General features: G+C 43.5%; 10 protein-coding genes. 2 read left to right on the top strand and 8 right to left on the bottom strand.

The annotated features are described in order from the left end of the window. Window positions 1–12: 12 nt before the first annotated feature. Window positions 13–786, top strand: a complete 774-nt coding sequence (locus D4N35_RS07585; protein ID WP_120072097.1) for an HAD-IIA family hydrolase — start codon at window positions 13–15, stop codon at window positions 784–786. A gap of 41 nt (window positions 787–827) precedes the next feature. Here the strand turns inward: D4N35_RS07585 and D4N35_RS07580 are convergent, their stop codons facing one another. Further along, entirely contained in the window at window positions 828–1,391 is a 564-nt protein-coding gene (locus D4N35_RS07580) for a glycerol-3-phosphate responsive antiterminator (protein WP_120072095.1), read from the bottom strand. 162 nt (window positions 1,392–1,553) lie between these two features. Between D4N35_RS07580 and D4N35_RS07575 the strand changes: the two genes are divergently transcribed. Further along, on the top strand, window positions 1,554–3,137 hold the full coding sequence (locus tag D4N35_RS07575; RefSeq protein ID WP_120072093.1) for a glycerol-3-phosphate dehydrogenase/oxidase: 1,584 nt from the start codon (window positions 1,554–1,556) through the stop codon (window positions 3,135–3,137). A gap of 105 nt (window positions 3,138–3,242) precedes the next feature. Here D4N35_RS07575 and D4N35_RS07570 read toward each other — a convergent pair whose 3' ends face one another. The 7 genes from D4N35_RS07570 to D4N35_RS07540 all read right to left on the bottom strand — a co-directional run bounded on the left by D4N35_RS07570 (window position 3,243) and on the right by D4N35_RS07540 (window position 13,091). Further along, window positions 3,243–3,824: a TasA family protein gene (locus D4N35_RS07570; protein ID WP_430722766.1), complete on the bottom strand. Its 582-nt coding sequence runs from the start codon at window positions 3,822–3,824 to the stop codon at window positions 3,243–3,245. A 267-nt stretch (window positions 3,825–4,091) separates the two neighbouring features. Further along, window positions 4,092–5,717, bottom strand: a complete 1,626-nt coding sequence (locus D4N35_RS18600; protein WP_120072089.1) for a M28 family peptidase — start codon at window positions 5,715–5,717, stop codon at window positions 4,092–4,094. A gap of 86 nt (window positions 5,718–5,803) precedes the next feature. Then, window positions 5,804–6,391, bottom strand: coding sequence for a CalY family protein (locus D4N35_RS07560; protein ID WP_120072087.1), 588 nt, complete (start codon window positions 6,389–6,391; stop codon window positions 5,804–5,806). 60 nt (window positions 6,392–6,451) lie between these two features. Continuing rightward, window positions 6,452–7,018: a signal peptidase I SipW gene (gene sipW, locus D4N35_RS07555; protein WP_120072085.1), complete on the bottom strand. Its 567-nt coding sequence runs from the start codon at window positions 7,016–7,018 to the stop codon at window positions 6,452–6,454. 28 nt (window positions 7,019–7,046) lie between these two features. Continuing rightward, window positions 7,047–7,514: a hypothetical protein gene (locus tag D4N35_RS07550; protein ID WP_120072083.1), complete on the bottom strand. Its 468-nt coding sequence runs from the start codon at window positions 7,512–7,514 to the stop codon at window positions 7,047–7,049. Window positions 7,515–7,532: 18 nt separating this feature from the next. Beyond that, on the bottom strand, window positions 7,533–11,405 hold the full coding sequence (locus D4N35_RS18595) for a M20/M25/M40 family metallo-hydrolase (RefSeq protein WP_120072081.1): 3,873 nt from the start codon (window positions 11,403–11,405) through the stop codon (window positions 7,533–7,535). Between the two features lie 252 nt (window positions 11,406–11,657). Continuing rightward, entirely contained in the window at window positions 11,658–13,091 is a 1,434-nt protein-coding gene (locus D4N35_RS07540; protein ID WP_120072079.1) for a M14 family zinc carboxypeptidase, read from the bottom strand. Between the last annotated feature and the right edge of the window lie 813 nt (window positions 13,092–13,904).

The raw sequence follows: 13,904 nt of genomic DNA, 5'->3' as shown, positions 1-13,904 counted from the left end.
GGAGTGACAGTTATGAAAGGGTTCATATTCGACCTGGATGGAACAATCTATGTCGATGATGAAATTATTGAAGGCGCAGCCGACACAATCGCCAGGTTGAAATCACGAGGTGACCGTGTAATCTTTCTGACGAACAAGTCAATAGCACGTCGGGCTGATTATGTGGAAAAATTGATTTCGCTAGGGGTAGATGTATCGTTGGATGAAGTGATCAATTCGAATTTTATTACGGCAAAATATTTAAAAGATAGCATGGGACCTAACGATACTGCATATGTCATTGGGGAGGAGCCGCTTTTTGACGAATTGGCGGAAGAGCAGATCAGAATTGCGGATAATCCCGAACAGGCTTCCTATGTTGTTCTAGGATGGGACCGAAGGTTCGATTACAATAAATTAAATACTGCTTTCCAGGCATGGAGAAACGGTGCAAAGATCATCGCAACGAACCCCGACCGGACGTGTCCCATAAAAGAGGGAGAAATTCCTGACTGTGGTGCGATGATCGGAGCAGTCGAAGGAGCAACTGGAGAAACAATAACAATGGTAACAGGAAAACCATCATCACTTATGGCAACCTATGTATTGGATAAAGTCCTTCAGCTGCCCGTTGAAAACGTATATATGGTTGGGGACCGGCTCGAGACTGATATCCGGATGGCAAATGAAACAGGGATGAATTCAGTTCTTGTCATGACAGGAATCACGAACTCATCTATGCTGAAAACCGCCATTGACCGTCCCAAATATACACTTCAAAGCGTAAAGGAAATTGATCAAATATAGAAGAAGCTATTTTGCTTAGGGCTCAAAGTTGATGCCGGATATTAAATTTCATAATTCCACATGGCAGGATTACCTGAAGAAACAGCAAGTGCACCGGCTTTTAGTGCATCGTAAACTTCCTGAATTTCTGAAACCAGCCCCCCAACAATAATTGGGTAATGAAGTTCGGATGCAAGCTGATCAATGATTTTCGGCATGATCCCCGGCATGATTTCGACTGCATCAGGATTGCATGATTTGACCATCTCAATCCCTTTATAGAGGGCACTTCGATCAAGCAGGAAAATTCGTTGAATAGTCATGAGATTCATTTCCTTGGCGAATTTGATCATGTTCCCTTTTGTCGTAATGATTCCTGTCGGCTTCCATACTTCTGCAATAAAGCTGATGGTGCTGCGGGAATTTGAAAGTCCCTCGATGAAGTCAAGATGGAGAAAGACGTATTTCCCTGATTCTCTTAGCTGGGAAATGTATCGTTCAGCAGTTAAAAGGTTGCCTGTGAGCAAGAAAACGATATTTACGTTGCTCTTTAACGCGCTATCCAAGTCTTCCTCACTTTTGACTGATGCGATAATCTGCGATTCTACCATGTCTTCGATTCTCATATTTGCTAAATCACATCCTTTTCTTCTGTATTTTTAGTTTATCACAGAAGTGCTTTGTTAAAAATATAATATAAGGTCGGAGATCGCGAGAAAAGGCCATTACAATCCCCTGTTTTCTAACAGGGAAATTGTGGTGGCTTTTATTATTGGAGGAATGACAATATGAGAACCTTTTCTTTTATAGAGCGAAAACGATTGTTGAAGCGTCTCGGTGAAAAGCACTACGATGTCATTATTATTGGAGGCGGTATAACCGGAACGGGGATTGCGCTGGATTGTGTAACGAGAGGTCTAAAAACACTTCTTGTGGAAATGCAGGACTTTGCTGCCGGAACGTCAAGCCGATCAACAAAACTTGTCCACGGCGGGCTCAGATATCTCAAGCAGTTTGAAATAAATATGGTTGCAGAGGTCGGGAAAGAGCGTGCAATTGTATATGAAAATGCTCCGCACGTAACACATCCTGAGTGGATGCTGCTTCCAATCTATAAGAAAGGTACGTTTGGAAAGCTCTCCACTTCTGCAGGACTGCGTGTGTATGATTTTTTAGCAGGTGTAAAAAAGAATGAGAAGCGCCAAATGCTGTCACGCGAAGAAACCTTGGCAAAGGAGCCGCTCTTAAAGAAGGATGGTTTGATCGGCGGCGGCTATTATGTTGAATACCGGACGGACGATGCCCGGCTGACAATAGAGGTCGCTAAAAAGGCATTCGAAAAGGGCGCTGATCTTCTGAATTATACGAAGGCAGAAGGCTTCCTCTATGAAGGCGGCAAAATTTCAGGTGTTAAGGTTCGAGACGTTTTTACAGATAAATTATATGAAGCAACGTGTCAAAAGGTTGTAAACGCGACAGGGCCTTGGGTAGAGAAAATTATTGAAAAGGACAAAAAAATAAAAGGGAAAGGTCTCATTCATACAAAGGGTGTTCATATTGTTATTGATAGTGAAAGGTTCCCGCTAAAGCAGGCCGTTTATTTTGATACACCGGATGGCCGGATGGTATTTGCCATTCCAAGAGACGGCAAGACATATGTAGGAACTACGGATACTTTTTTTGAGGGAGACTTAAGCAATCCTCCCATTTTAGAGGAAGACAAAGAATATTTGATATCATGCATCCAATACATGTTTCCGGATTTAGGGATTAACATCGACGACATAGAGTCGGGATGGTCCGGAGTTCGTCCTTTAATTCAAGAAGAGGGAAAAGGGCCTTCTGAGATATCACGCAAAGATGAAATATGGGTTTCCGAATCCGGTTTGATTACCATTGCAGGAGGAAAGCTGACCGGCTACAGGAAAATGGCCGAAACGGTGACAGATATGCTGGCAAAATTACTGGATGAAGACGGAATAAAAAGTAGTCCATGCATAACAAGAAAGCTGCGGCTTTCCGGCGGAGAATTTGAGAGCCCAAAAGAATATGAACTCTTTATTGGCCGAAAAAGCAAGGAATTACAGGAAATTGGCTTATGTGAAGAGGATGCGAGAAGAATTGCGGCAGTGTATGGAACGAACGCGGATATTGTTGCATCAATGGAGAGTCTACTATTGCCGGACGTCGAACTGCCTTTGACGATTAAATTACTTGTTCACTATTCAATCATGCACGAAATGGCTATAACACCTGAAGACTTGTTCATACGCAGAACTGGAGCCAGCCTTTTTAATGTCAATTGGGTGAGAAAATGGGAAGAGCCGGTTACTCTGTATATGAAAAAGTGCATTGATATAATTACAGAATGAAGATATTTGTGTTGATATAGTATTTACTGAAAACCCATTCCAGGAACTCCCACTAACTATGATGTACAATAAAACAGGGCAGGAATCCCCCTGCCCGCATCAACATCATTCGCCTTTTGCCTGCATCGCAACAAACTTCCATTTCAGCTTGAGTGAATCCCCCTGGAATTGGTTCTGGTCTTCTCCATTGTCAACAAAGGTGAATTTTACAACAAGACGGTCACTGGCACCTTTGGGGAGCCCTTCTTTACCGATTGCCGGAATGGTGATATTTTTTGCTACGGCATCCGGTGACATATTTTTCAGGCTTGCCAGTGTAGTCTTATAGATTGGCTGATTATGCTTGTCCATATTCATCAAAAACTCCACCGCAATATGTTCCCCGAAATCCTCCGTGTTATCGCCTTTTGCATCGTTCACTGTATAATTGGTCTCTATAATGACTTTTCCAATGTCCAGTGAACCGTTGTTTTTAAGGGTGAAATTCCGAAGAAAGGAGTCTCCCGGTTTTATATTCTTTACATCAATCAATGTATTCGGATTGACAGACAAATCCAAGGTTCCGGATGCGAATGTATTATCCGTTATTTTATTATCGCTGAAATAAGCGTATGTTCCACCGCTGATTAGGGCGATACCAAGCATGATTGACAACAAGCCGGCCTTGAATTTTTTTATTAAGTCCACCATTCACACCCCCTTAAATCAGATGAAGTCTACAACTTTATATAATTTGAACCAAATAAAATACGTTTGTAAACAGAGAATGTCTCTTAAAAGCAGTTATCCAGCATCTACTCTAGGGTCTGTTATTTCCCTCTGAAGAAAAGGCCTGTGAAGCGGTAACCAATCCTGGATATTTGTGCCCGTTATTGCGATAAACTACGAGCTTGGGCAGGAAAGCGTGGGATTCCAAGAGCGAATCCCTCTATAAATCATGAGTACAATATTTATTTAGGAAGCTTCATCTAAAACTTTTCCCTGACTATTGTGGTCTGCCAGAAAATCAAATATGGCTTTGCTTATAATGTCTCCTGCGAATTGAATTCTTTCAGGGCTGACATTTTCGATTGTGTCATGATAAGTGTGGTATTCGGGTTCCAATCCGCCGTCTGACGTTCCCATGTTAAAACAAGCTGCTGTTATACCCGCATTATGGAATGGAACATGGTCAGACGACCCTCTTCTGAAAAGAATCAGTTTTTCCTTATCCTTCCCTAGCTTGTCAAATGCAGCATTTGTGTAATCCCATGCAGTGTTGGCTTTCCCATCGACAGTGTTGACCGCAAGATAAGAAGCGGGTTCATATTTTGCTCCGAGCATTTCCATCTGGAAATTGATCAGGCTTCTGTCAATATCTTCCTTAGGAAGATTGTTCACATAGTAATTCGAGCCGACCAGCCCGATTTCTTCCGCACCAAAAGCTATGAATCTTAGTTCCTTGTCAGTCGGGAAGTTCTTTAAAGTTCTTGCCAGTTCAACAATTGTACTGGTCCCCGATCCATCATCATTCGCTCCCGGAGAATAAGGTACACTGTCATAATGAGACGTAATATACACAATTTCAGGGTTTACAACGTTCTTAGGTTTCTTCACAGCGATAACGTTTTGGGATGTTTGATTTGTGTGTGTATGAATAACCAGGTTCGCTTTCACTTCCCCTTTGGAAAGCTGTGCAAGGATAGATTCTCCCAACTCCTTGGTTGTTCCAACTACAGGAATCGAACTATTGTTATTCAATGTTGGACGAAGCGGGGAAAGGCTGTCCACATTATCGTAAATGACAACGCCAATCGCTCCGGCATCCGTCGCATTCTGGACCTTTTCCCAGAAGGAGTTCTCTCCCCTTTGGACCAAAGCAATTTTCCCTTTTGCATCATCCGAGAAATCGCCCGGCTGGCCAAGGCCTGCATGATAAATAGCACCTGTAACCCCTTTTTCGCCGGTGACAGCAGATCCTGTTGCAGCACCCAAAGCTATTTCCTTATTATTGGTCAGGATTCTCAATGTCCGTTCTGTACGGTTGTTAATCGCAAACTCCTGAATGGACGTATCGTATCCTAAGCTCTGGAATTGGCTCTTCAAATACTCCGCGGCTTTCTTTTCACCTTCCGTGCCGGCAACTCTCGGCCCGATCTCCACACTTAATTGATGCAAGTAATCCATCACTCTACCAGAATCAAAAATGACATCCCACTTGCTGATCAGCGCATCCGCATAATCTCTTAAAAGATTGGCGGCATTCTCGGAAACCATCCTTTTGCTTTCATAGCTGTTTAATAGGACATGAAAGCTTTCCATGTGTTTGATCGCTTTTTTGTACGATTTGCTGTTTTCATAATGCCCCACCGCCGTGACATGGGTTTTCAAAGTTCGGGCGACTGCCGGACTTGCAATGTCCCCATCTTTCTCCATCCTGTCAAGAAGCGCCTGCAAATTGACTATACTGGCTTCCAGCTGCTCCTCGGCTATAGCCGCAGTGCCAGGATTATTGTACTCTATGTTTTTGGGCGAAAACCCGACCAGCGTAGAACTGATCAATACCGCCGACATAAAAGCGCCAAACCGGCGTATTTTCATATAAAAGCCCCCTCGTATTCAGTTTTTAAAAGAAAAAATATTCCGTTAAATCGGAGCAGGATGATCACCTGCTCCGAGCTTGTCCCCTATTTTTGTTCGCCTGGCTTTTGCGTCGCATTAAACGTCCATGTCAACTCCAGAGAATCTCCCTGGAACTGGTTTTGATCTTCTCCGTCATCAAGGAAGTTAAATTTGACTATAAGGTCATGGGTTTTTCCGGCCGGAAGTCCCTTATCACCAAGTTCGGGATAAAAAACATTTTGATTGACCGCTTCCGGAGTCATATCTTTTAGTTCCGCTAGAGTAGTTTCAAAAATGACTTCATCAAAATTATCTACGTTATACAAGAACTCGACCTGAATATGCTCTGCCATATCTTCCGTATTATCTCCCTTGGGATCATTGACGGTATAATCTGTTTCCAGCAATACCTTATCAATGTCCAAAGTTCCTCCGTTTCCTAATTCAAAGTCACGGATAAATGAATCGCCAGGAGCAATATTTTCAACATTAATAATTTCCGTCGGAGATAGAGTCAAATCAAGAGTACCCGCTGCGAAGGTGTTGTTCGTTGTTTCGGCATCGCTGAAATAAGCGTATGTACCTCCGCCGATCAAAGCAGCTCCCAGCGCCACGGACATCATACCCATACCAAACTTTTTCTTCATTGACATTTTTTATTCCCCCAATAATTTATTTTTGCTATCTCAATGAGATAGGTATTGCCAATTTTTTCATTTGGCGTCTACGCCTTTCGCATCCTTGTAGGTTTCAGGCATGCGTACCGTTCGCCAAATACTGAACAACCCATAGAACACAAGCATGATTCCCGGTAAAAACAGAAGAAGCGCTCCTCCCAGCTGCGATTCGGTGATTTTAAATATATAACCGACATACGGAATGGTAATATCCGTATATTTGCCGACTATATTATTGATATGGACAGGTTCCAGATCAGGCCCATTATTATTGTCGCCTTTTGTGATATAACGTTGTCCTCCGTCTTTCACTTCGGCAATCCTATGCGTTACGAGGATTTTTTCCTCTGTAATAAAAGTGATGACATCACCTTTTTTAAATTGATCCCCATTAGCCGTCTGCTTGATCAAAATAAGGGATCCGGTTTTTATGCCAGGTTCCATCGACCCGGACAGAACAGCCTTCATTTGATAGCCGAAGATGCTGGGAGGTTCCCCTGCCATTTTGGAAGTGACGACATTGAACAAGATCACAGCCAGGATGATATACATGAAAGTGGATCCGATACTTCCCACGATTTTTTTTGTCTTTTGCCAGTTCATTGTAAAATCACTCCAGCCTTTGTTTGGATTAAGGGGCTTTTTCGCCACTTTCCTGTCCCTCGGCATTGCTGCTGTCACCGGATTGATCGGAAGCCTCATTTTGATCTTCAGCCTGGGATTCATTTGTCTCGTTTTTTTCACTTTGACCGCTAGAATCACTCTCGGCCTGCTGCTCTGCCTGACCTGTTTCTGGCTTTTTTTCATCGATTGGCTTTTCAGCCTCATTTTGTTTCAACTGATTTTCCTCTGGTTCATTTGCCTCGTCTGTTTCCTTTTCTTCCTCATCATTCTCTGTAACGAATTCTTCAGCTTCCCCCAGTTGGCCACTGACAGACATTTCCCCTGGAACACTTTCCTCATGGGTGTAATGAGCAGTTGTAGGAGTAGTCAGAAGAGAGGCAATACAAAACAACAAATATAATATGGCAAGCCGCTTGACTACTAGATTGCTATTCAAGTAAACTGCTGCTTTTTTTACTGTTTGATAGCCCCTCATCGTACTGACTCCTTTCAATTAAGATGCTTTTTTCGTTTGATCCACTTTTTCTTGGGCCATGAGGTCCGCTACAGCCTGGTTAATAATGCTTCCGATAATGCCCATTCTTTCCGGGCTGACCTTTTCAATCACGTCACCAGGTGTGTGATACCATGGCTCCAAGCGGTGAACGACCGGCTCTTCCCAGATGAAAAGTGCTGCATCAATACCGGCTTCATAGAACGGAATGTGATCCGAGCCGCCTGAGCGGTACATATGCATGATTTTCTGGTCAATTCCCAGCTTGCCGGCTGCCGCTTTTCCGGCCTCCCATGCAAGGTTGGAGTTGCCATCGCCGGTATTCACAGACAATTGAGTAGCCTTGTCCCAATTCGTTCCAACCATATCCAGATTGAAGTTGACTAAGCTTCTGTCAACCTCTTCTTTCGGCAGCTGGCCGACGTAATATCTGGAGCCGACCAATCCAATCTCTTCCGCGCCAAACGCGATGAATCTGATTTCTTTATTGGTTGGCATGTCCTTGAAGTTTCTCGCCAACTCCAGGATGGAGGCAGTTCCCGATCCATTGTCGTTAGCTCCCGGAGAGCCGGGTACACTGTCATAATGCGCCGTAACATAAACGATTTCCGGATTTTCAATGCCTTTTGCCTTTTTAACCGCAATGACATTTTGTGATTTTTGATTTGTCAGTGTGCGCACTGTCAAATTTACTTTCGCTTCACCCGAGGAAATCATCGAAAGCAGTGCTTTTCCATCCGCCTGCGTAATTCCCATCACAGGAATTGTGCTTTTGTTATCTCCCAAGCTCGGGTTGATAGGGGCAAGGCTTTCCGTATTGTCATAAATGATGACGCCGGCTGCTCCCGCCTTTGTCGCATTATCCACCTTTTCCCAGAATGAGATCTCCCCTCTTTGAATGAGAGCGATCTTTCCTTCCGCTTCATCTGTAAAATTCTCCGGTTTGCCCAATTCTGCATGGAAGACATCACCAGTTACACCCGTTTCATCCGTCTGGGCGGAACCGGCTGACACCGCCGAATGAAGCTTTTTGTTGTTATCAGAGACAATTTTCAGTTCACCGCTGACCCTGTCCCTAATACTGAATTCCTGAGCAGAAACGTCATAACCGAGTCTTTCGAACTCATTTTGAATATATTGGGCAGCCTGCCTTTCTTCATCCGTACCTGTAACCCTTGGACCGATATCAACACTTAAGTGTTTTAAATGTTGCATCGCCTTTTCAGGATTAAAACTCGTATCCCATTTTTCTATCAAATCGTCCGCGTAGCCTTTTAGAATACGTGCAGCTTTTCCGGAAATAAGCTTGCCCTTTTCCTGCTGATCTATCAAGGTCTTGAAGCTGCCCATATGCTTGATGACTTTTTCCGCTTCCTTTTTCTGCTCGTAGAGTTCTACAGCAGTCAAGTGGGTTTTTAATGCACGTGCCGCAACAGCGCCATTAAATTCACCTTCAGATTCGAAGCGTTCAACAAGGTTCTTCATTGCTTTGGCGCTTATATTTCCTTCCAAGTAATCGATGACAATTTTAGCTTCGTTGTAGTTGTTTTTGTCTCCGTCAGGATTGTATCCGTTTTCAATATTGCCTGCGGCATCCACTGAGAACCATTTGAGGGTTGTCGTTTCATCAATCTTTATTGTTTCTGCAGCTTCCCTTGTACCCCCAACCCCAATCACCTTGGATTTAAGCGTTGGTCTTGAACCGTCCAGCGTATAATAGACTGTCGCCGGTTCACTCGTCTCAAATTTGATTTCTACAGGATTATTGTACGTTCCAGCTCCAGGAACAATTTTTGATTCGGGATTGACATCGTCGTTGGCATTTTCATAAGCCACTTCAAACATCCCGATCAAACCATTGGCGAATTCCATCGCTTCAGCGTGCCCTTCACTGAATGCCGGCTGGAAACCAACGGCTGTCCAACGCTTCGTTCTGGCATCCCATAGATCTGCACCAACTTCAAAGTTCCATGCGTAGATGCCGTGCTCGTACCAAAGCGTGTCCGCCGAGTTACCTCCTGCTGAATATAAAACATCAGGAATCGGCCCGGTCCTGCTTGGCAAGATAACCGTTCCGCGATGCTCTTTGATCTTTTTTAAAATATGCTCGGACGCCTGCCAGTAATAAGCTTCCTCTCCAGCTGTCGGACGAGGCAGCGTTACCCGGTTTGCATCATAGGCGCCGGGTGACCACATGAAATATCCGCCATATGCGTGAATATTCATAGCAAATTTGATGTTCGGATTTTGTTCCGCAAGCCAATTCAAATTCCGTGCTTCCGGTTCCGAGAATGGTTCCGGTCCGGCAAAAGTATCGGATGTACAGCTTTTCGAACCGCCGATCCAGCCGTCCCATACAGATCCTATTTTATAGTTCCTGTTTAAATCGACACCCCATGAATTGCGGTAAGCCGGGTCGGAGGCTTCAGGTCCGCAATGGTTTGTCAAATTTCTGCGCTGCATATTGTAATCGTAGAATGAATAGTGACCGCCATCAGGGTTCATGCTGGGAACAATGAAAATATCCAGATTATCTACTAGCTTTCTTGTTTTTTCGTCTGTATGATAGTTCCTGAGCAGACGCTCTGCCGTTTCAACAGCCACGAGCGGTGTTACCCATTCACGCGCGTGTTCCTGGGAATAACCTAAGACACCTGGTTTAGAGCCGTCCCGCACTTTGCCGATACGAATGGCTTTTATTTCAAATGGATCTCTCGAAACTTCTTTTGGAGCCCTTAAATTATCGGTCAGCTTAATATTGCTTTGCGGCTGAACAATGCCGGTTCCGTTGGAGTTTCTATACCTTGTCGCAGTTACCAAATCGCCGGCTTTCTCGTTAATGGCCTTGATCACTGCATCCGATGTACTGTTATTTCCCAGATTTACAGTCAAATGGCTGCCATCGACCATAACCTCCAAAGCGGCATTTACACTTTTTGAGGGTCTGATGTCAACCGTAATATCGTTTCCTCCTTCATGTCCCCATGCCTTTGATGTAAGGACAAAAGCGGAGTTCACCACACTTCCGACTGTGGCCTGGGCTTTTCTTCTATATCCATTTGTTTTTTCAGGAAGAGCGACAATTTCCGCCAGCTCCGGAAAATCTTCGGCAAGCTGCTCGATTCGCTCTGTTACTTCGGTAGGTGTCATATATTTGTCAACGAAGTCGCTGAAATACTCATCATGCGCCGGGGTGCCGTCGCCGATCCATTCTTTTAAACCTGTCTCGGCCTTCCCGCCCTGATTGGTAGTAATGACTACATTTTCCGGAACAGAATCAATATCGGTTAATACGTAATGATATAAATATTCTCCGGCATCAATTTTCCGGGTCATTGTGGCTGTCTGTTTATTTCCCTTGCCATCTGTCCATTCTGCCGTCATGCCAACGTCCGGGCCTGCACTTGACTTCACTTCAAGATACAGAAACAGTCCTGATTGATTTTTGAAGTAATCCGCCCGGAACACCTTAATCTTGTCTTCCTGCTGTGCCGGTTGGCGTTTCTGTTTTTCTGTTTGTTCCTGCTGCCTTAATAGCTTTTCGCCTTCTTCAGCAGTTTGAATAACTGTCACTTTATACCCTTTTAGTTTGAGCACCTCAATATCAGCCTTTGTTAAAACGGCCTGCACTTCGAGCTGCCCGTTCCGGTCACTGACATAGCCTGTCAAATCGTAACCTTTGACTACTAGATCCTCCACCGCTTTCCGATCCGGTACGACAATTTCCACAAGCGCCGCTTTCCGTTCAAACTCCACCTTGGTTGCATCCTCTTTCGGTGCTGCTTCAACGGGGTTTACAAAAAAAGAGGATACAGTCAAAGCAACGATGCTTGTCCCCGTCAAGAAATGTGACACAAATCGTCTGTAAGACACTTAATTCCCCCCCTTGTATAAAATTTTTGATTTTCTTCGTTGATTATATCAGTATTTTTAGAAGATTGTTATAGTTTGGAATAAAATGATTATATAGCATTATAAAGATAACAATTTTTACAACGTTTGCTAGTATATTAGTAATACTGTTCATATGACTTACTTATTAAAAACTAGTTCTTTATTCCCGTTCGAAAGTTTTTCAGAGTAAAACCCCTGCACTGAAGTTGCAGCCCAGGGGTATAATCATCTCTAGCCGGCTTTGCCGCCAACCGCCTGATTCTTCTGTTTTTCCATTAAAGCTTTCAAATAATCACTGTTGGCTTTCAGCATTTGATATGTTCCATCGGTCATCAAATTAGTCTTTTTCTGCTGGTCTATCAATTTATTAAATCCGTCCAGATGTTTAATGACCTTATCATATTGTCCCGTCTCCTCATAATGCTTCAGGGATGTGGCATGTACCTTCAATGTTTGGGCAGCACCCTTGTTTGCAAACTTTCCAATTTCTTCGTAACGTTCAACAAGCGCTTTAATGTGGTCTGCAGACACTTTCACCGGAATTTCCGGACGTGGAGGATTAATCGGAATAACTCCTTGATAATCAGTATTGAAGCCGCTGATAGGCCGGATCGGAACTTCGTTCCAACGTTCAGGGTCAGCTTTATACAATTCTCCGGACGCAAGCCCGGATAAAAATGCGTGAGTAGCGATAATATTTTGCTGAATCAAAGGCTCCCGCTCTCCATCAAGGAATTGGCCAGATGTTTCAAGAAAGACAGCAGGGTTGCTGTGCCCTTCTTCATTGAGACCTTCATAGTTGATTCCCATCATCATTCCCGATGAAACACCGCCGCGGATATCAATGACATTGGTTCCGGTGATATATTGGTCAACGGTAAACTCTTTATATGGCTTCAGCGCATCGAATACAGTAACCATTGCTTGACGTGTCAAATCCTCATACTCCCCGCCTTTGAGGTTAGGAAGAGTTGGTCCTCCGGGATTTAAAGAGATTCCCAGTGACAGTGTCACAGGAATATTTGTCCCATAGAAGTTTTTATTCCCCTGATGGTGGATGTCCATCATAAATTCAGGCTTGATCTGCGTCCAGAATTTGTAGTATCCGACTGATTCGATTGCGTCAAAGCCACCGTCGACCCAGTCCCTGTTCAAATCGACCGTAATTGTTTGTCCTCTATCATTCAGCTTGGGTTCTCCAGTCTCATGGTCATACAGGATCGTTCCCCGCTGATTTCTATTGGCACCATCAACATTATACATTGGGATAAAATACACAGTTAACTCTTCTAGAATTTCCTTGTAAGAAACGTCTTTTTCGTTTATCAGGTTTTCAATCAAACGCAGTGTTGCATTTGTACCATAAGGCTCATTCCCATGGATTCGTCCTTGAACCCAAATATTTCTGTCCCCATTTCCAATTTTTGCAACATAAAGGTCTTTGCCTGTTTCACTTCTTCCTTCTTCAATCCCTATTTCCCTCAGCGTAAATACATCCAGTTTGCCATCACTTTGTTCTTCCAACTGCCCAAGAATGTCGACCATTTCATCGTATAGAATGATTTCAGAGCCAACAATGCTCTCCGACTCCGCTCCGGCTATCCCGCTGGAAGAAAAAACAAGGAACAGAGCTGCAACCACCAAAAACAAGCGTCTCTTTAACATCTTCCTCACTCCTCTCAAATTGTTTCCTCTTTGTCATTTAGTTGATTAATAGAGTTATGTAGAGGTTAATCGTCCAGTGTCCATTACAGCATCAACAACTTCAATTCATGACTACAGTCTGCTAGTCACCTCCTTCACATAACTCTCCGTAACGAATAAAGTTAAACCGTGTATTAAATGTTATATTAAAAAACAAAAAAGTGGTTTCTTTTGGGAGGGCTTGACGAATATCCTAATGTCGAAAAGGTTGAAGCATTTTCCATTTGTTCCGATTTAAGAAGAAAGATGGCGTTTATGATTGGAGATAAGCAAACATTGTCTAATGGAATCTTATCAGATTTATCCAAATATTAGAATAAAAACCCTTTAAAACAGTTCCAAAGAAACAGGCATATTATTGTTTTTTAGTACTAAGTTACTTTGTGCAAGTTTGGACTTCGATAAAAAAGCAACCGGAAGCCCCCTGCCAAAAGGCATATATAATCTGCTTGCCGGCGTTAAGAACAAAGGCGCAAGCGCCTGTTTATCGACGTACAGACTGGAGCGCTTCTGACGAGATAAAGGAAACACGCGCAGCGCAGCGGAGCGATGTTGACTTATCGTAGGAAGAAGCGTGAAGTCTGCTAGTCGATAGGCGCTGGAGCCGGACGTAGCACTAAGTGACAAATAAGTTACTCACAACCTGAGCATTTTATAATTTCCCACTAGCGTTGCATAAAGAATAAAAAGCATAGTCAAACATTGATTTTCCATACCCAGGGTAAGTGATTGAATATTCAGATTACTGCTGATTCTATTTGAAGAAAAAAAGAC

Source organism: Siminovitchia fortis (genome assembly GCF_003605365.2).
GTDB lineage: Bacteria > Bacillota > Bacilli > Bacillales > Bacillaceae_C > Siminovitchia > Siminovitchia fortis.
Note: the sequence above shows the minus strand (reverse complement) of the source record. Positions and strands in the feature narration are given on the sequence as shown.

Excerpts from the sequence above, each read along its gene's own strand:
- D4N35_RS07540 (WP_120072079.1), bottom strand. The coding sequence starts at position 13,091 with ATGTTAAAGAGACGCTTGTTTTTGGTGGTTGCAGCTCTGTTCCTTGTT.
- D4N35_RS07550 (WP_120072083.1), bottom strand. The coding sequence starts at position 7,514 with ATGAGGGGCTATCAAACAGTAAAAAAAGCAGCAGTTTACTTGAATAGC.
- D4N35_RS07585 (WP_120072097.1), top strand. The coding sequence starts at position 13 with ATGAAAGGGTTCATATTCGACCTGGATGGAACAATCTATGTCGATGAT.
- D4N35_RS18600 (WP_120072089.1), bottom strand. The coding sequence starts at position 5,717 with ATGAAAATACGCCGGTTTGGCGCTTTTATGTCGGCGGTATTGATCAGT.
- D4N35_RS07560 (WP_120072087.1), bottom strand. The coding sequence starts at position 6,391 with ATGTCAATGAAGAAAAAGTTTGGTATGGGTATGATGTCCGTGGCGCTG.
- sipW (WP_120072085.1), bottom strand. The coding sequence starts at position 7,018 with ATGAACTGGCAAAAGACAAAAAAAATCGTGGGAAGTATCGGATCCACT.
- D4N35_RS07575 (WP_120072093.1), top strand. The coding sequence starts at position 1,554 with ATGAGAACCTTTTCTTTTATAGAGCGAAAACGATTGTTGAAGCGTCTC.
- D4N35_RS07580 (WP_120072095.1), bottom strand. The coding sequence starts at position 1,391 with ATGAGAATCGAAGACATGGTAGAATCGCAGATTATCGCATCAGTCAAA.